At 72.8% G+C, this 18,261-nt stretch carries 15 protein-coding genes; 11 read left to right on the top strand and 4 right to left on the bottom strand.

Features of this window, described 5'->3' with window-relative positions:
- Positions 1 to 15 precede the first annotated feature (15 nt).
- A complete protein-coding gene (locus WME79_RS20430) occupies positions 16 to 1,506 on the bottom strand; it encodes a hypothetical protein (protein ID WP_437538318.1) in 1,491 nt (496 codons plus the stop codon).
- A 140-nt stretch (positions 1,507 to 1,646) separates the two neighbouring features.
- Between WME79_RS20430 and WME79_RS20425 the strand changes: the two genes are divergently transcribed.
- The 8 genes from WME79_RS20425 to WME79_RS20390 all read left to right on the top strand — a co-directional run bounded on the left by WME79_RS20425 (position 1,647) and on the right by WME79_RS20390 (position 9,790).
- Positions 1,647 to 2,183: a hypothetical protein gene (locus WME79_RS20425; protein WP_437538317.1), complete on the top strand. Its 537-nt coding sequence runs from the start codon at positions 1,647 to 1,649 to the stop codon at positions 2,181 to 2,183.
- 39 nt (positions 2,184 to 2,222) lie between these two features.
- Positions 2,223 to 4,691 (top strand): DEAD/DEAH box helicase, encoded by a 2,469-nt coding sequence (locus WME79_RS20420; protein ID WP_437538316.1) that lies wholly within the window; start codon positions 2,223 to 2,225, stop codon positions 4,689 to 4,691.
- 308 nt (positions 4,692 to 4,999) lie between these two features.
- The gene (locus WME79_RS20415) at positions 5,000 to 5,605 is read left to right on the top strand and encodes a tetratricopeptide repeat protein (RefSeq protein ID WP_044965213.1); all 606 of its coding nucleotides are present in this window, start codon (positions 5,000 to 5,002) and stop codon (positions 5,603 to 5,605) included.
- Between the two features lie 593 nt (positions 5,606 to 6,198).
- Positions 6,199 to 7,548: an STAS domain-containing protein gene (locus WME79_RS20410; protein WP_437538315.1), complete on the top strand. Its 1,350-nt coding sequence runs from the start codon at positions 6,199 to 6,201 to the stop codon at positions 7,546 to 7,548.
- A gap of 23 nt (positions 7,549 to 7,571) precedes the next feature.
- On the top strand, positions 7,572 to 7,967 hold the full coding sequence (locus tag WME79_RS20405) for an STAS domain-containing protein (protein ID WP_157906757.1): 396 nt from the start codon (positions 7,572 to 7,574) through the stop codon (positions 7,965 to 7,967).
- Positions 7,948 to 8,733 (top strand): anti-sigma regulatory factor, encoded by a 786-nt coding sequence (locus WME79_RS20400; RefSeq protein ID WP_272099248.1) that lies wholly within the window; start codon positions 7,948 to 7,950, stop codon positions 8,731 to 8,733. The genes WME79_RS20405 and WME79_RS20400 overlap by 20 nt, the downstream gene beginning before the upstream one ends.
- The gene (locus WME79_RS20395; protein WP_437538314.1) at positions 8,730 to 9,314 is read left to right on the top strand and encodes a SpoIIE family protein phosphatase; all 585 of its coding nucleotides are present in this window, start codon (positions 8,730 to 8,732) and stop codon (positions 9,312 to 9,314) included. Before WME79_RS20400 ends, WME79_RS20395 begins: the two co-directional genes overlap by 4 nt.
- Positions 9,311 to 9,790, top strand: a complete 480-nt coding sequence (locus tag WME79_RS20390) for an ATP-binding protein (protein ID WP_437538313.1) — start codon at positions 9,311 to 9,313, stop codon at positions 9,788 to 9,790. Before WME79_RS20395 ends, WME79_RS20390 begins: the two co-directional genes overlap by 4 nt.
- Positions 9,791 to 9,844: 54 nt before the next feature.
- Here the strand turns inward: WME79_RS20390 and WME79_RS20385 are convergent, their stop codons facing one another.
- Together WME79_RS20385 and WME79_RS20380 are read right to left on the bottom strand one after the other, a co-directional pair.
- Entirely contained in the window at positions 9,845 to 10,870 is a 1,026-nt protein-coding gene (locus tag WME79_RS20385) for a tetratricopeptide repeat protein (RefSeq protein ID WP_437538312.1), read from the bottom strand.
- Positions 10,871 to 11,171: 301 nt separating this feature from the next.
- Positions 11,172 to 13,082 carry a L,D-transpeptidase gene (locus tag WME79_RS20380; RefSeq protein ID WP_437538311.1) on the bottom strand — a complete coding sequence of 637 codons (1,911 nt, stop codon included), beginning with the start codon at positions 13,080 to 13,082 and terminating at the stop codon, positions 11,172 to 11,174.
- Positions 13,083 to 13,366: 284 nt separating this feature from the next.
- Between WME79_RS20380 and WME79_RS20375 the strand changes: the two genes are divergently transcribed.
- The 3 genes from WME79_RS20375 (at position 13,367) to WME79_RS20365 (ending at position 16,429) form a co-directional block, all read left to right on the top strand.
- Complete coding sequence (locus WME79_RS20375) at positions 13,367 to 14,755, top strand: hypothetical protein (RefSeq protein WP_437538310.1); 1,389 nt, start codon at positions 13,367 to 13,369, stop codon at positions 14,753 to 14,755.
- Positions 14,756 to 14,855: 100 nt separating this feature from the next.
- On the top strand, positions 14,856 to 16,127 hold the full coding sequence (locus tag WME79_RS20370; protein ID WP_437538309.1) for a hypothetical protein: 1,272 nt from the start codon (positions 14,856 to 14,858) through the stop codon (positions 16,125 to 16,127).
- 53 nt (positions 16,128 to 16,180) lie between these two features.
- Positions 16,181 to 16,429, top strand: coding sequence for a hypothetical protein (locus WME79_RS20365; RefSeq protein WP_437538308.1), 249 nt, complete (start codon positions 16,181 to 16,183; stop codon positions 16,427 to 16,429).
- Between the two features lie 17 nt (positions 16,430 to 16,446).
- On the opposite strand, the gene WME79_RS20360 is transcribed toward WME79_RS20365, so the two are convergent.
- Positions 16,447 to 18,135 (bottom strand): hypothetical protein, encoded by a 1,689-nt coding sequence (locus tag WME79_RS20360; RefSeq protein WP_437538307.1) that lies wholly within the window; start codon positions 18,133 to 18,135, stop codon positions 16,447 to 16,449.
- Positions 18,136 to 18,261 lie beyond the last annotated feature (126 nt).

Below are 18,261 nucleotides of genomic sequence, written 5' to 3'. Positions count from 1 at the left end.
GCGCCGTCGCGGCGCTCAGTGCCAGACGCCGATGCCGGCGCTCACGCTGTCGTACCGAGGCGCGAGATCCATGGACGCCTGCAGCTTGAACGCGGTGTCGTGGAGCAGGCCCCAGAGGGTCGTCGACAGCACGCGGACGTCCGCGCCGAACGTGAAGTGCTGCCGGCCGACGCGCCCGCTCCCCAGACGGCCGAAGCGGTTCGGCTCGTAATAGCTGCCGAACCGGGTGTGCAAGCGGCCGGGGATTGGCTCGGTCTCGATCCCGAACCGCGGCGAGAAGCTCACGTGCGCGCCCGAGGTGCCCACCGCCGACGGGCCGTGCTCGCTCCCCGGCTGCCTCTGCGCGAGGAAGCGCTCCAGGCTCACCCCATTCGACACCGGGCCCGTGACGAGGAGCTCCGCCGTGATGAGCAGGTGCTCGCGCGGCCAGTTCCCGTAGCGGGCGCGCCGCTCCGCCTCGAGGACGGCCGGCCCCACGGCGAGCTCGCGCTCGTCGGCGACGCGCTCGCGCGCCCGTTCCATCGCGAAGACGCGCTCGCGCCGCGCGCGCTCCTCCGGGTCGTCGATGGCGGCGAGCTCGCGCTCCCTCCGCTCTTCCCGCGCGGCCTGCCTGCGCGCGACCGCGTCGCGGAGCTCCTGCTCCTGGACGTGCGGGTCGATCCACGCCGGGTTGAGCGGGCGCGGTCCGACCTGCACGGCGAGCCCCACCTCGAGCTCCCAGGGGAGGACGACCTCGTTCGGCAGGATCAGCCCGCCGGCGCGGCGGACCTGCCCGTCCATCACCACGCCCTCGCCGAGCAAGCGGCCGCCGTTCACCGGGAAGCGAAACGTGGCGCCGAGGCGGTAGGACGCCCAGTCGGGGCGCACGAGCACCCCGAGCTCCGGGGAGATGCCCGCCATGGTCAGGTTGGTCTGCTCGGCCTGGAGGTTGAGCGTCACCGCGCGCGCGCCGGCGCCCAGCACGAGCGTGTCGCCGAGCAGGCGGACCCCGCCGAGGAAATGGTACTTGCCGGTCACGACCGTGGTCTCGGCACCGGCCTCGTCCGTCAGGGAGTACCGCTGCAGCTCGGCGCTGACCCCGACGCCGAAGTCGCCCGCCTGAAGCTGGCCGCCGAGGGTCGTGTAGACGAAGTTCGAGTAGTCGAGATCGATGTCGCCGCTGTTGTCGAAATCGTTGTTCTCGACGAGCTCGATGGGCAGCGAGATCGACGCCGCCACGTCCCACTCGAGCCAGGTCATGCTGAACGGCTCGCGGAGCGCGGGCGCCGCGGCGTTGGCGACCATGCCGGCGATCCCCTCGGCGTAGCCGGCGTAGGCGCCGGCGATCCCGGTCACGCGCAGCGGCGCCAGGATGGGCCCCTGGAAGAGGTCGATCGTGTAGGCGTTGTCCTGGAGCGGCTGAGCCAGCGCGGCCCCGGGCGGGCCCAGGACGACGAGGGCCAGCGCGGAGAGCGCCGCAGCGGATCGGCGGGCGATAATGCGGAGCGCCGCGGTCCTCTCGGTCACCTCGCGCTGCTCCCGTCCAACAGCATCTCGTCGCGCCCGCGGCGAGGTGATAGCACTGGCCCGCGCGGAAGGGACCGCGGAAGCGGAGCCCGACCGGCGGCGGCCGCGCACCCCTGCCCGCCCGAGGAATCGCAGCTCCCATGCCCGCTCAAGCTCCCGCGCCCACCGCTCCCGCCCCGGCCGTGCCAGGGGCCGAGGCGCGAGCGCGCCCTCTTGGAGCGCGGCGCCCTGGCGGGCCTCGCGCCCGTGGCCGGCGCATCGCCCTGGTCGCGTACTACAGCTTCGCCGCGCTCATCATCGCCTCGTGCACCCTCCAGCTGGCCCGGCAGGTCTTCTTTCTACCGTTCGCGCCGTCGCCGTACGGGAGCTGCGAGGAGGGCCTCCTGGCGCTCGTCCAGGCCGTCGAGCGCGCCAGGGAGGCCGCCCCCGGGACCGACGGGGAGGACGCCGCCCTCGCCCGGTTCCGGAGCACGCTCGCTCCGGCGTGGACCTACCGGGACGGAGTCGCCGTCTCGTGCCGGGGCTCGGAGGACAACGAGCGCGCTCTCGACGCCATCGAGCGGCTCCGCTATGCGGAGGAGCACGCAGCGCGGCGCGAGGCAGGCGATCTGGCTCCGCTACGGCGGCGGGTCCGGGCGATCGTCGATGGCCAGCTTGGGCCCGCGTCCCCGAGATAATACCCCGACGCGGCGATCACGCAGGACGATATGACCGACATGACCGTTCCTTCTCCCCCTGCCGCAGTGGCGGGTGAAGCGCAGACCGGCGACAAGCCCCAGCCGCCGCCTACCTTCGATGTGCTGCCCCTGTCGTCCGAGCTGCGCGAGACGCTCGCGGAGATTGGCTACGTCCACCCGACGCCGGTGCAGCTCGCCGTCTGGGAGCCGGTGACGCGCGGGCGCGACGCGGTCGTGCAGGCGCGCACCGGCACCGGCAAGACGGCGGCCTTCGGGCTCCCGATCGTCGATCATGCCGTGAAGCGCTCGCTCGCTCAGGCGCAGGTGCTCGCGCTGTGCCCGACGCGGGAGCTCGCGCTCCAGGTCTCGGCGGAGGTCGAGCGCCTCGGCAAGCGCAAGGGCATCAAGGTGGTCGCCGTGTACGGCGGCGCACCGATGCAGCGGCAGATCGACGCGCTCGCCGCGGGCGCGCAGGTCATCGTCGGCACGCCGGGCCGCGTGCTCGACCACCTGCGCCGCGGGACCATCGTCGCCAAGCACATCCGGCTGCTCGTGCTCGACGAGTGCGACGAGATGCTCTCGATGGGCTTCGAGCGCGAGCTCACAGCGATCCTCGCCGAGCTGCCGCCCGAGCGGCAGACGCTCCTGTTCTCGGCGACGCTCCCGCCCGACATCGAGCGCATCGCGCGCAGCAAGCTGCGCTCGCCCGAGTTCATCACCCTCTCGGGCGACGCCGTCGGCGCGCTCCAGATCCAGCACTACGTCTACCTGATCACGGGCGACAAGCTGACCTCCCTCGTCCGCATCATCGAGGTCGAGAACCCCGAGAACGCGGTCGTCTTCTGCAATACCAAGGACGAGACCGAGGCGGTCGCCGGGGCGCTGAAGCGCCAGGGCTACGACGCCGACTGGCTGAACGGCGATCTGCCGCAGTCCGATCGCGAGAAGGTGATGAGCGCGACGCGCGAGGGGCGCCTGCGCTTCCTCGTCGCCACCGACGTGGCCGCGCGCGGCATCGACATCTCGCACCTCACGCACGTCATCAACTACGACTTCCCGCAAGACGCCGAGGCGTACGTGCACCGCACCGGCCGCACCGGCCGCGCGGGCCGCACCGGCACGGCGATCGCGCTGATCACGCCGCAGGACGTCGGGCCGCTCTACATCCTCCGGCTGACGTACAAGATCCGCCCGCTCGAGAAGCAGCTCCCCTCGGAGGGGGAGCTCAAGACGCGCGCCGAGGCCGATCTCGTCGCGATGCTCGCCGAGGCGTTCCTGTCGAAGGGCACGCACCGCGACGATCTCTCGCTCGCGCGCCGGCTGCTCACGCACGACCAGGCCGAGGCGATCGTGGCGGGCCTCCTGCGCGATCACCTCGGCGCGCGGCCGACGGCGCAAGAGGAGGCGAGCGCCGCGCGGCGCGCCCAGCAGCCGCAGCGCGCGGCGGCGCGCGAGAGCGAGGGGCGCGGCACAGATCCGTCGACCAAGCCCGAGCCGGCGGCGCGCGGGCGGGCGGCGCGGGAGGCGACCCCCCGCGCGGCCGACTCGGCCGAGCCGCGCTCGCCCGAGACGGAGCGCAGCGAGCGCGAGCGCGAGCTCGCGCGTGAGGGGGATCGGGACCGCGGGCGGGAGCGCGATCGGCGATCGCTGCGCCTCCGCCGGGATGAGGGGCGGCGAGGCCCCCGCGGCGCGGACGCGCCCGGCGGGGAAGAGCCGCGCCGGCCCGAGGGGGCGCGGGCGCGCGACGACGGCCCCGTCTCGGTCGAGCCGCTCACGCGGCCGGAGCCGCTGATGCGGATCGAGCCGCCGCGAGGCGAGGGCGGCTCGGGCCGCGGCCCGGAGCGCCTGCGCGAACGGCCCGCCGCGACGCTGCTGTCGGCGCGCCGCGGCCCTGGCGCTGCAGGCGCCGCTGGCGCTGCAGGCGCCGCTGGCACCGCTGGCGCCGCTGGCGCCGCGCCGGGCAGGCCTCACGGCGGTGCGGCGGGACAGCCGTTCTCGCGCCACGCCGACTTCACCATGTGGCAGCCGCCCGAAGAGGAGGGCGACGACGAGCCGATCCTCGGCGAGCCTCCGTCTCCGGCGCCCGGCTCGCCGGTGTCGCGCGGCGGCGAGCGCGAGCGCGAGCGCGCTGGCGGCGCCCTGCCGTCGGCCACCGGTGAGGCCGCGGTCGAGATCGAGAGCGGCGAGGCCGGCGAAGCGCCGCGCGCCGAGCCCTCGCGCGACGAGGCGGACGGAGAGTTCGTCGAGGTCTTCATCAACCTCGGCCGCCGCGACGGCGCGCGCGCGGCGGATTTCCAGCGCGCGCTCATCGAGCGGGGCGGGATGTCGAAGGGGGACATCCGGCGCATCCGGGTGCGCGAGCGCAACGCGTTCGTCAGCGTTCCGAAGGCCGAGCTCGCGCGGGTCGTGGCGACGCTGAACGGCGCGACGATCGCGGGCAAGGAGGCGCGCGCGGAGCAGGCTCGGGAGCGCACGTCAAGCGCCGAAGAGGTGGCGGAGGACGCCTGAGCGCGAGTCGCGCGAATCGTCGCCAGAGCGTCTGTCCGCCGCCACATGGCGGCGGAGCGGGCTCCACGCAGGCGTTTCAAGCAGTTCCGCGCGGCGCAAGACACCGCCCGGCGGCGCAGGTCGATGGTACGTCGGTGGGGGCTTGCGTGCGACGTCGTCCAGGCGTCGCCGCTCGGCGCGCAACGCGCTAGCCAAGCTCGCCCACTGGTCGTATCACGGAAGGGATGGGGCGCAGTGGAGCGGAGGACATCGACCGGCTTCGACGGGACATCGATCGAGCGCTTGCTGACAAGCTCGATGCGGACAGAGTGCTCCCGCTGCTCGCGCGTCTGGCCCGCGCGACGGCGCCCGGGAGCGAGCCGTGGCTCTACGCTCACCGCCACCTCGCGGAGATGGGCGTGGAGCACGATCCGTGGCGCGCCGCGCTCTTCGCGCGCCGCGTGCTGCAGTTCCACGAGGAGGACGACGGCGCCTGGGCGGTGCTCGGCCTGGCGCAGTCGCTGCTCGGCAACTACCGATACGCCGCGCGCGCCTACGAGCGCGCGCTGGCCATCGCGCCCGAGAACCCGTGGTACGCGCACAACCTCGGGCACCTCTACGATGTCGCGCTGAACCGCCCGCACGACGCCTTGCCGCTCCTGGCGCAGGCCACCGAGGCGCAGACAGGCGAGGCCGACATCGCCGCGAGCTACGCGCACGCGCTCGCCCGATGCGGCAAGCTGGTGCTCGCCAAGAAGATCTTGAAGCGCGCCATCCGTCACGGGGCGACCGCGGACCAGATGGCGCTGTGGCGCTGGCTCGACGCGGGCGCCCCGACCACGGGTGAGAGCGGCCCAGACCCTCAGCGCCCGGCCGACTCGAAGCGCAAGGCCAAGCGACGGCGCGCTCGCGAGCGTCAGAGCCTCGGCGATTGAGTTTGAGCGGCCAGCGCGCGGCTGTGATCACGCAATCCGCGCTGGTGACAAGCGCGCATCGCATGGGGGGAACCTCACGTGAGCTTGCGCCCTCTCCATCCGCACATCCGAGGAGCGGAAGCAGAAGGTGCGCGCCAACCGAGCTCGGCTGCGCTGCGGCGCGGCATAAGCTGCTGCTGGCGTGGTCGATCGTGACGCGGGGCACGGGCGCGGTTGTGCGGACACGGGCTACCTCGGCTGGGCGACGGTGGATGCCGTCGCCACAAGCGACACGCATGGCCGACGCGAAGCTTGACGGTGGGTTGCCCGGTTGGCGATAAGCTGTGTTTCTCGACTGGTGCTGGACACGGTCCCCGCTTGGGACAGGGCACCCTGCGAGGAGAAGAAATGAGCGTCACGAGCGTGCAAAGGACGGACAGGACGGCGAAGAGCCACGCGCTCTCCGCGGCCGTCTCGTTTGGCCCGCGCGGCTCATCCTCCCGGCGCGCGCATCTGGAGCAATCCTGCAAGGGGATTCGCCGCGCCACGCACCGGAGGGACGCGCTGCCTAGCGCCACGCACGGCGCGCGCGGGCTTACGACGGGGAGTTCGCGATGAGCGAAGAAGCTCTGCGGCAAGAGATTGCGAGGCTCACGGAGCGCATCGCGACGCTCGAGCAGCAGATCGAGGGACACGATCGCGGGGCGAAGGAGCAGGCCGCGCAGCTCGACCGGGCGACGCGCGAGGCGCGAGAGCGCGGCGAGCAGCTGGCCCGAGCGGACGAGGAGCTGCGGCGACAGGCTGGCATCTTCAAGCTCGTGCTCGACAGCATGGCGGACGGCGTCGCCGTCGTTGACGACAGGGGCGAGCTCCTGATGCGCAACCCGGCCGCGGAGCACATGCTCGGCCGCGCGCCGCTCGACCTCACCTCGGGGGATGACGTGGGGCCCGGCGACGCCACGCTGTTCTTCCCCGATCGCGCGACCCCCTGGCCGATGTCCGAGCACCCGCTGTCGCGCGCGCTGCGCGGCGAGACGGTCGATCAGGTCGAGCTCTTCGCGAGGAAGTCCGCCGAGCAGGACGGGCGGGTCGCCCGCCGAGCCAACGGCGTGGCGGGCGGCGCGATGCCGACGCTCGCGCCCACCGCGGGGCCGCAGGGCGACGACGTCGAGCCGCGGTCGGTCCGCGTGCCGTCGCTGTTCACCGAGCCGCGCATCGAGCCCGGCCCGGTGTCCGGCCTGTTCCTGACGGTCAGCGCCAGCCCGATGCGGAGCAAGGACGGGTCGATCTCCGGCGCCGTCGCCGTGTTCCGCGACGCGACCGAGAAGAAGCGCCTCATCGAGGATCTCGAGGCGAAGAACCGCGACCTCGTGGAGAGCGAGAGCGCCAAGAGCGAGCTCGTCGAGCGGCTTCGTTACGCGATCGACGAGATCTCGACGCCCATCCTCGAGCTGTGGGACGACGTCCTCGCGCTGCCGATCATCGGCGTCGTCGACTCGCGCAGGAGCGCCCAGATCATGGAGCGGCTGCTCGACGAGATCGTCCGCCGCCAGTCGCGCTACGTCATCATCGACGTGACGGGCGTCGAGGTGATCGACACGCGGACGGCCGACCATTTCATGAAGCTGATGAAGGCGGTCGAGCTGCTGGGCGCGCGGTGTCGGATCACCGGGGTCAGGCCCGCCGTCGCGCAGACGATGGTGGAGCTCGGCATCAACCTCGGCACCGTGCGCGCCGCGCGCAACCTCAAGCATGCGCTGCGCGAGAGCATGGCGCTCGCCGGCCAGAAGCCGACGCCCGCGTCCCTCATGGGGATCCGCCGCGGCGCGGCCAAAGATAACGAGAAGCAGACAGGACAGCCGTTCACACCTGGCGGCCAGCGGGCCGCCTTCGATCCGTCGGGCAGCGGTGCAATGACCACGACACAGCTGCAGCTCAGCGCGAGGAAGGAGACGTCCACTTGATGCAAGCGGGTAGGGTCCCCATCGTGGGCCTCTTCGGGAACTTAATCGTCTCGGTGCAGGGCGGGCTCACCGACGGCCAGGTGGAGCAGCTGCGCGACGATGTGACGGGGTCGATCGAAGCGCGATCGCCCCGCGGCCTCATCGTCGACCTCTCCGGTGTCGAGATTCTCGATAGCTATCTCACCCGCGCCATCCGTGACATCGCGCTCACGGCCCGGCTGATGGGCGTCCGGACGGCGGTGTGCGGCTTGCGCCCCGCGGTCGCGATCGCGCTCGTGGAGATGGATCTCGAGATCCCTGGCGTGGTGACGGCGCTCAACCTGGAGCGAGCCGTCGAGATGCTCGCGCCGTCCGCGGAGGACGACATGATGCCGCCGGAGCTCACGAACGAGGTGTCGCATGAAGATCCCTCCTCGTGACGGACCGCCCTCCAGCGGCGGCGCCACGGGGCCGCCGTCGAGCCGGTCCAGCGGACCGGTGTCGACGCGCATGCCGGGTACGCCGCAGTCGGCGCGCGGCCCCGTGCCGTCGTCTCCGCAGATCGTCGGCCGCTCGATCACCGATCAGATCGAGACGGTGCTGGCGCAGTTCCTCTCGCCTGCGGTGAGGAAGAGCGTCATCGACTGCGGGATCCGGCAGGCGAAGGTCGATCCGATGGTCGCGCGCGAGGGTGATCTCCGGCGCCTCCTCGTCGAGGTGAAGCGCGGGGTGAAGCTGTTCGTCCGCGACCAGGCGCAGCTCGATCGGTGCATCTCCGAGCTCGGTGAGCTCGACCACGCTGCCCCTGCGCCGCGCGAGATCACCATCGATGTGCGCAACGAGGAGGACGTGCTGCGCGCGCGGTCAGCCGGCCGCGAGCTCTGCATCGAGCACCTCGTCAGCGACGTCCTGCAGACGAAGATCGTCACCGCGATCTCCGAGCTCGGGCGCAACATCGTCAGGTATGCGGGCAGCGGACAGGTCGTCGTCCGGTCGCTGACCTCGCCGATGCGTGCGATCGAGATCGTCGCGCAGGACAACGGGCCTGGGATCACGAACCTGCCGGAGATCCTGAGCGGCAAGTACCGCTCGCGTCACGGGATGGGCGCGGGCCTCCGCGGTACGAAGGCGCTCATGGATGCGTTCGACGTCAAGACGGCGCCCGGCGCGGGGACGACCGTGACGGTCAGGAAGTACCTCGGATGACGGTCGCTATCGGGACCGCGTGCTGCGTCGCCGCTGGCGAGGAGATCGCCGGCGACGAGGTGGTGGTGGTCCGACAGTCCCCGTGGGTGCTGATCGGCCTCGCCGACGGGCTCGGTCACGGTCCCCACGCCGCGCAGGCGGCTTCCGCGTTCTGCCGCTACGTGGAGGACCACGCGTCGATGCCGATCGAGGATCTCTTGACCGGGGCAGGGGAGCACCTCGCGTCGACGCGCGGGGCCGCGGCTGCGCTCCTGCGCATCGACGAGAGCGTGGGCGAGCTCGAGTTCTCTGGCGTCGGCAACATCGCGATGAAGGCGATCACGCGAACGGCCATGCCGAGCTTCTGCGCGGCGGGGATCCTCGGGCGGCGCGTGCGGCGGCTCCGCAGCTTTCGCTTCCCCATATCGCCTGGCGATGTCGTCCTGCTCCACTCCGACGGGATCTCCAGCGGCTTCGATCTCGGCGCGTTCCGCGACTTCGATCCCGAGGAGATGGCGCGCCGGATCGTCGACGCCCACAAGAAGTCGTTCGACGACGCGACGTGCGTCGTCGCCGTGGTCCGCGACAGGGGCGCGGCGTGACACAGAGGTCCCCGCCCGCGTTCAGCATCCCCGTCACGCGCGAGGAGGATCGCTTCGCCTGCGCGGCCGAGGGCGCGCACATCGCGCGCTGGGCAGGGCTCTCGGAGCGCGCCCAGCACGAGCTTGCGATCGCGATCGCCGAGCTCGTGTCGAACGCGGTGCGCCACGGCGGCGGCGGGAGCATCAGCATCCGCGCGATCCGCGATGACACGCAGACGGGCGGCGGTCGGTGGGGCGTCGAGGTGATCGTGCGCGACTCCGGCCCTGGCCTGGACCCGAAGCTGGCGCTGCTCGAGGAGGTAGGGCCGAAGAGCGATCGCGGCCCGTCCTCGTCGAGCTCTGCGCGGCTGACGCCGAGGATGCCCGGTCAGGGGCTCGGTGTCGGGCTCGGCGCCGTGCATCGGCTGATGAGCTCCGTCATCATCCGTTCGTCGCCCGGCGTCAGCACCGAGATCATCGCCGTCAAGTGGAAGTGAGCGGCGCCCCGCACGCCCACCCGGCGCGGCGTGGCGAGGAGCGCCCTCGGCCGCTCAGTTGAGCTCTTTCTCGGTCCGCTCGTTCTGCTCGGCTTCGAGGAACGTCGCGGTGATCTCGCGCTCTAGCGCCAGGTTGATCTCGCGCTCCAGCGCCTCGATGCTGCCCGCGAGGCGGGCGACGTTGAGGGCGTAGACGAAGACCCGCGCGCACGGGTGGACATCGGCGCTGCCGCGGAGGCCCCGCTCGCGCTCGTCGGCGTTGAGGCCGTCCAGGAGGACCAGCGCGCGGGGATCGACGCCCTCGGCCACGAGCTCCATCCCGGGCACGTCGGAGATGTAGAGCTCCGCGCCCTCGACGTAGCGCCGGAGCACGGGGTTGAGCGCGGCGACCGTCTTCTGGGCCAGCGTCACGAAGCCGTCGCGGCTCGGCGCCCAGGGGGGCATGCCGAGCTCGACGTCGAGCTCGCGGGAGCGCAGGAAGGCCTGCGTCGCGCCGCGGACATCGCCCCGCTCGTCGCGGATGAGGCCGAGGTAGTAGTGGGCCTCGGCGTGCCGCGGGTCCTTGAGCGCCGCCTCCTCGATGAGCGCGGCGGCCTTGTCGGCCTGGCCGATCTCGTAGAACGCGCGGCCCACGAGGAAGGTGTGGTTCGGGTTGTCGTAGGGGCCCTCGGGGATCCTCGCCGCGACCTGGGCCGCTTCGTCGAGATCGCCCTTGCCGAGGAGCGCGTCGAACTTCAGGAGGAGCGCGTCGATGATCTCCTCGTCGACCTCGGCCAGATCCAGCGCCTGGTCGCACATCTCGATCGCCTGATCGAAATCGCCGAGCGGGTGGATGTACACCTCGGCGGCGTTGAGCATCGCCTCCAGGTAGGTGTCATCGAGGGCGATCGCCTGGCGGTACGCCTCGATGGCCTCCTCGCCCTCGCCCTCGAGGGCCGCGACGAAGCCGAGCAGGTTGTGCGCCTCCGGCGAGTTCGGATCTAGCTCGAGCGCCCGCCGGGCCGACGCCTCTGCTCCGCGGGTGTCCCCGCGCTGGACGAGATCCCACCCGCGGTCGAGGTGCGCCGAGAACTGGTCCATGGCGGCTCCACAAGTGTGCGAAGGGGAGCCCCGAGTCAAGAGGGAGCCCTGTCAAAGCGACCGTTCAAGCTGTTCCGAGCACGGCCCGCCCGGATTTCCAGCAACCGGCGGAGGCAGGGTGGCAGGCGGGCAGGTCCGCTAGCGGGTCCAGGCGAGGCGCGCCTCCGGCGCGCGCTCGTAACCATGCTTCGCGATGCGTCGCGGCGAGCCCGATCCGGCTGCTCCGTGCGCGGCCCGCCCCATGGGGCCCACACGGTGTTGCTGCGTCCTTGTCCGCGCGGCCGCTTGGCGCGCGGCCCGCTCACTCGTGGATGGACACGAGCGTGCCGCGGTTCTCCGGCGTGGCCCAGACCCCGTGCCAGCCGCGCGGGAGCCTGGGCTCGCTCCAGAAGAAGACCTTCTTCGCGTCGAGCGGCGAGAGGTTCACGCAGCCGTGGCTCATCTCCCGGCCGAAGTTTCCGTGCCAGAAGGCGCCGTGGAGGGCATACGAGCCGTCGTAATACGCGACGAACGGCACGTCCTCGATGCTGTACGGCAGATCGCCCGCGACCGTGCCGTCGCCGTCCATCGTGGTCGCGATGTGCTTCTCGCGGATGCGGAACACCCCCGTGTGCGTGGGGTGATCCTTCTTCTTGTCCTTCGAGCGCCTCCCCGGCGAGATGAGCGCCGCGAAGACGGGCTTGTCGCCCTCGATCGCGACCAGCGTCTTGCGCGTCAGGTTCACGTCGAGCCACTTCTCGCCCGGCGCGAGATCCGGCGGCGGGGCGCCGACATCGGTGTACGTCCCGTCGGCGCCCTTCATCCACCAGCCCTCGGTGGTCTTCCGGTAGACCGTCGACTTGTGGGTGTGGGACTCGCCCGTGAGGCCGAACGCCGCGAAGCGCTCGAGCGAGCCGGCCACGGAGACGGACTTCTTCTCGGCGTCGAACTGGTACTTGCTCGCCGTCTTCGCGAGGATGAAGCCGACCGACTTCGCGCCCTCGGGGAAGTCGATGCCCTGCGAGGCCGGCGGCTTGATGATGTACATGCGGTCGCTCGGCGCGACGAGGCCCGCGGTCGTCTTGTACCAGCTGCGGCCGTTCCAGCCGAAGGTCTTGTCGACCGCGACGAAGAAGCCCTTGACCATCCGCTTCGCGACCGTCGAGTCGGCGTCCTTGTCGAGGTCGGCGAGCGTGACGTTGAGCGGCCTGCCCTTGTCGTCGACGTTCTCCCACCAGGGCTTCTCGGGCTCCTCCTCGACGGGAGCCGGCGCGATGCCGAGCGACGCGGCCTCGGCGACGGCCGCCGCCTTGTCCTCGACTGCAGCCGGATCCGCCGCGACCGCGGCCACCGGCGCGGGGTTCGCGGCGGCCTCGGCGCGAGCGGCGGCCGCCGCGGCGACCTCCTTCTCGGTCTCCTCGTAGAGCGCCTCGGCGCGCTGCTTCTCCTCTTCCTTCCGCTTGCGCTTCGAGGACTCGAGGTACGGCTCGTAGCGCATCATCTCGTCCTTTGACGGGACGGAGCGGTAGAGCGGCGTGCCGTGCGTCGTGTTGAAGGCGTACTTGTACGGGAGGACGTCGTCGAGGTTCGGCGGCGTGATGCCGAGGCGGACCTGCGGGTTCGAGAGGTCCGTCGTGGCCGACCTCCCGCAGACGTAGCCGCCGTCGAGGAGGCGGTACCAGCCCTTGGCGCAGCTCCCACCCTTGATCGGCTTCGGATCGACCGGCACCTTGCCGCCGAGCCGGATGTAACCGAGCCGCTGCTTGGAAAACTCCATCGCCGGATAGACCGCCGCCTGCGGCACGATCGAGCCGAGCAGCGGCCCGGTGTACGGCTTGTCGGGCGCGGGCGGCTCCGGGGCGTCGGAGGGCGCGGCGGTCGGGGCCTCCTTGGGCGCCTCGGCGGACGCGGCGGCGCGTGCGGAGGACGTCGGCGCGGGGCGGGGGAGGGACGAGGTCCGCTCGGGCGGAGAGTTGCCTTCGGTGGAGGGGCCGGGAGGGGCCTCGCCCTGGCAGCCGCTCGCCCACGCCGCGGTGCCGGCGAAGGCCGCCGCGGCGACGAACCCGAGCACGCTGGACACGAGCGAGGTGCGCACGACGCCGCCGCCGCCGGCGCGTCCGGCGCCCGGCGCCGGTTGCGGGTTCCGCAGGTCGTCGGTGCGGACATTGCCGCTGCCGTGCGATCGTGCGGGGTCCTTCTGCCCGCGGGGGCGGGGCGCCTGAGAGCGGTTCATCGCATCCACAGCGTTGGGCGAGGACCGGCCTTCCCGATCCTCGCGGTCTGATGATCGACCCGTAGGGTCGGGTCGGCTCGGCGGTCTTAGTACCTGGTCACTCACGTGTCGATCCACTTCTCTGCGGAGCGCGCGCCCCTCGAGCTGGTGACGGCGGACGCCGGGGCAGGCGGCATCGCATGACCATCGCCCGAGCGAACGACGTGCCACGAAGCCGCGAGGCGCGGCGCGGGCGCGCGCCGGGGCTCGGATGCCGTTCGGACGGCTGCTGCTAGGGTACCGCCGTGGCGGAACGGACCCCGGGGCGTGGCTTGAACAACACGACGGAGGCCCAGCGCGTGGGCCGTGGCACCGCGGTCGTCCCGCTCGTTCGCGCCGCATCCAGGCGCGCGCTCGTCACCGCGGCCGTCGTCGCGGCGCTCCTCCACCTGCCCCTGCTGCCGACCCCGCTGTTCGCCTGGCTCGACGCGATGTTCGCGCTCCGGGGCGAGCTGGCCGACTACGACGCCGGCGAGACGATCGTGCCGATCGATCTCGATCTCCTCGCGGACGACCCCAGCGCGGTCGCGGCGGCGCCCTCCGCGAGCGGCGGCGAGGGGGCGCCTTCCGGGGCGGGCGCCGCAGCGCCGGCGACGCCGTCGCCCGCGACGCCGCCCGCCGCGTCGGCGAGCGCCTCGCCGGAGGCGCCGGACGCGGGCGCGCCCGAGCGGCCGCGCCGGAAGCCGCCGGGCGACGCAGGCCCGGACGCGTCGGGCGATGGGGGCACGGAGAACGACGGCGACCACCCGAACCTGCGGACCCCGCTGAGCGCCGCGGGCGCGCCGGGCAAGCTCGCGTCGAAGGACCCGAACGTCCAGGTGCTCATCGCCGGCGACCGGCTCCGCAACCACGAGCTCGGCGCATGGTTCGGCCGGATCCTGACGACCATCCCCCAGTGGCAGTCCTTCTTCAGCGACACCGCCGTCGACCCGATCCGGGACATCGACCACCTCCTCATCGCCGGGCCGCAGCTCCGCGACTCCAGCAAGGTCGTCGCCGTCATGGACTACCGGGCGCCCGAGGAGACCATGCGCGCGGCGGTCGACGTCATCGTGCAGCGCTCGAACGGCTCGTGGATCGAAGACGCCCCCGTCCCCGCCGCCCGGGCCACCGCCGACCGCAGCAAGCGCATCTTCGCGATGGTCCCGGACCGGCGGCTGCTCGTGGTCCTTCCCGCTGCTGAAGAAGATCAGCTGTCCAAGTTGAAGTCCATGAAAGGGTTCAACAAATCTTCAGCGGCGGGCATCGTCATCTCGATGCTCACACCGGCGAACGCCTTCCGCGGGGTCCAGGCGGTCCCGCCCAGCCTCGCGTGGATGCGGCTCACCGTCACGCCGACCAAGGACGGGGGCGCGGACCTCGCCCTCACGGCAGGCGATGAATCTGCTGAAGATGCGCTGGTTCACGCGCGGGAGCTCACGAAGACCTTGAACGCGATCCGGACCATCGACCTGGGGATCACGAGGATCGACGTGGTGGATGAGATCGCCTTCAACACCGACGGGAAGGTCATCTGGTCGAAGCTCCACGTCACGAACCGGCAGCTCAAGCTGATCATGGGCTTCGTGGAGAAGGCGCTTCTGGAGCAGGGCGGCGCGCGGAAGCCGGAGCAGGGCGGCGCGCGGAAGCCGTAGCGCGGGGCGAAGGCGGCCGCGCCGGGGCGGAGCGCCGCCCGGGCCGCGCGGAACACTAGCCAAAGCGGCGGCGTTCAGTTAATCCGACCAGCCCGCGCCGATGACGCCCGAACACTCTCCGTACGCCGTGCTCGATGAGCTTGCCGGACACCCCCACGGCGACGACCTCGCGCGGGTCGTCCACACCGCGGCCTTTGCCGCTGCGGACGAGCGGCGGACGACCCTGGAGGGCGGCCTCGCGGAGCTCGTCGACCGGGCGGGCCTGTCGGTCGCCGACGCGGAGACCCGGTTCGGCAATGTGGTCCGGGCGCTCGAGCGCGGCACGAGCGAGGGCGCGGGGAGCGCGACCCGGGTGCTCCTTGCCACGCTGCTCGCGCGCGGGGTCGCGCTCTCGCCGCCCGACGGGGCGGAGGCGGAGGGCCGCGTCGCCGAGGCGCTCGTGTGGCTGGCGACGTACACGTCCGTCGACGCGCTGACCGCGCTGGACGCCGCGCTGGGCGAGCGCGCCGCGGGCCTCTGGCGGTCGATCGCCGCGCTGGTGCGGCGCGCTGACCAGGGCGCGCTGCCGCTGCTCGGCCGGGCGGGCGCGATCATCGCCGCGGCGGCGCTGCGGGGGAGCACGTCGCCCGACGCGCGCGCCGAGGCCGCGGCGCTGGTGGACGACGTGCGCGATCCGATCGTGCGCTCGCTGCTGCGCGATGCGCTCTCGCCCGCCAGGCGGCCGAGCCGCGCGCCGAGCGCCAGCGGGGCCGCGCAGGAGGGCGCCGGGGCCACCGGGGACGAGCGGTGGGCGCCGGAGCGCGACGGTGGGGCGACGGCGCGGCTCGCGGGCGAGCTGTCACCGCCGCCGCGCGGGCCGGTGGCGCTCGTGCTCCTGGCGGCGACGGGGATCCTGCTCGTGATGCACGTCCTCCGGCTCGCCGGGCGGTTCCTTCTGCGGTACCGCCAGCCCGCAGCGCTGGAGGTCGGCACGAAGGGCGTGACGATCCGGAGCCGGACAGAGCTGTTCGGCCGGACGCTGCGGGAGCGGGAGACGTACATCCCGGTCGAGGCGCTCCTCCGGGCGACGCGCGAGGTGCGCTACCCGCGGCTCGCCCTCTACGCGGGGCTCGTCGCGCTGGGGCTGGGGACGTACCTGGGCGTGTCGCTGCTCGTCGACGGCGCGCGCGCGGGCTCCCCGGAGCTGCTCGGCATGGGCGCGCTCGTCTTCGCCTTCGGCGCGGCGCTCGACTTCGGGCTGTCGCACCTGGAGACGGCGACGCGCGGCCGCTGCCGCGTGGTGCTCGTCCCGCGGAAGGGCCCGGGGGTCGCGCTCGCGGGGATCGAGCGCGACGCTGCAGACCTCGCGCTGGGCAAGCTGCCGCGCGCCTGAAACTTGGCCGGATCGCGCCGCCTCCGCTAGGCCGATCGGGCGAGGTGATGGCGATGCGCTCGAAGACCGAAGCGATGGCGGGGCTCAGGCGGATGCTGCACGACATGCTGACCGCGCAGGAGGGCGGGGAGAGCGCTCCCCGCCTGGCGCGGGTGAAGGGCTGCGTCGACGGCGCGATGCGCGCGCTGCTCGACAGCGGGCAGGCGACCCGGAAAGAGCTCCTCGATCTCGTGGCCGCGGAGCGCGCGCGCGTGAGCGGCCCGGCGACGGGGGAGATCCGCGCGGCGTCGCTGAGCGCCTGACGACGCGGCGGCGCCGCTCACGGCTGCGGGCAGGTCTGGTTCGTGGCGAAATCCCAGCAGGCGCCGCTCACTCCGGGCAGGCCCGTGTTCTCGTCGCGGTTGCCGCCGAGCCCGGGGAGGCCGCCCTCGCCCAGCGTGCCTCCGGTGAACTGCACTGACGCCGGCGCGCTCGCCGCGGTTGCGTAGGCGATGCCCACCGCGTGACCGCCTCGGCCGCCGCCGCCAGCGCCGCCGTCGCCGCCAGCGCCGCCGGGGCCACCGTCGCAGCCCTTCCGGGCGCCCGGACCCGTATCCGCACCCACCGAGCCGCCTATCGCACCGCTGCCGCCGGTGCCACCGCGCTTTCCGTCGCCTCCCGTCCCTCCGCGGCCTGCTGCGCTGACCGTGATGTTCACGCCCGTCAGCGCCAGCCGGGTCCCCAGGCTGAGGATCCCGATGCTCGACCCGCCGGCCTTGCCGCCGCCCCCTCCTTTCCCGCCGCAGCCTCCGGCTCCACCCCCGCCGCCGCTGGCGCCCACGCCGTTGTCGTAGCTGCCGCCGCCGGCCGCGCAGAACTGCCCTGCTTTCGAGCCGCCGCCGCCCCCTCCGCCTTGACCGCGCGCCCCGCTCGTGCCGATTCCTCCGTCGCCCCCGCGGATGCCGGCCAGCATCAGCACGGTGTCGCTGCCACGGGCGCCGGTCTGACCAGTGGCGCCAGGCGCGCCGTCTCCGCCGCGCGTGCAGTTGTTCTGCGCAGTCGCCTGTCCGTATCCGGTACCACCGAGGCCGTCCCCCGCGGGGTTCTCTTCCGGCAGCGGCGTGCCGTTCGTTCCATTCTGCCCGCGCCCGGCGTCTTCGTCGGGCTTTCCACCGAGCCCCCCGGTGCCGCCGCGCGTCTCGCCATCGTCGCAGGTCGTTGCGCCAGGCACGCCGCCGTAGACCGTTCCAACGCACGTATCCGAGACGTCATCCGGCGCGTTCGCTCCGTTCAGCGCGCTCGTCGGCGTCTCGCCGTTCGCGCCGTTCATGCCATTGCCTGCGATCACGTCGACGTCCGTGAGCGCAGCCTCGATGTCCGCGACCGCCACGCCGATCGACGACCCGCTCAGCTCCGTCGCGTTGGCCGCGCCGATCGTGAAGCTCCGCACCCGTGTCCCGCCTGCGTCCTCCGTCAGCGTGAGCGCCACCTTGTTCGCGGGCCCTTCGATCGTGCTCCGCGCTGCAGGGCTCCACGTCCAGCCCGCGTCGCAGTCGAAGCCGCCGATCACCTCGACGGCCGCCCTGATCGTCACGCTCTCCTCGAACGCTCCGCTCGAGCACACAAGCACCCGCTTGCCGTTCGCGTTCGCGATCGCCTCCGAGAGCGACGCGTACGGCCTCGCCTTCGTCCCGTCTCCTCCGGACGCCGCGCTCGCGCTCGCGTTCGCGAACACCGCGCACCCATCCACCACCGTGCTCGCATCCTGCGTCGGGTCCGGCTCGCACGTGAGGCCAGGGTCGTTGCCGCCGCCCGTCGGCTCGGCGGGGCAGTACCTCGAGTCTTCCTTGCAATCCTCGGCGTAGGACAGCGGCCAGCACCCGGCGAGGTGCAGCGCCACGACAGCCGACGCGGCGGGGAGCAGCCACAGAGAGCGCGGGACGCCGATCCGCCGCCGCGCGGCGCGCCGCGCGGGCGCGCCGGCCTGGTCCTGCGCTCCACCGGACGGCGCAGGGGATGCGTTGCTCACCGCGTTGCTGCTCGTTCGTTCCGTCGCTCTCATCGTCCCAAGCCTTTCCTGTGACGCTTCGCTCTGCCTGCAGATCCTCGCAGAAGACGCACCCGCGCCCTGGCCGCGCCGACCCAGGAGCATACC

The organism is Sorangium sp. So ce726, from assembly GCF_051521405.1.
Lineage (GTDB): Bacteria > Myxococcota_A > Polyangia > Polyangiales > Polyangiaceae > Sorangium.
Note: the sequence above shows the minus strand (reverse complement) of the source record. Positions and strands in the feature narration are given on the sequence as shown.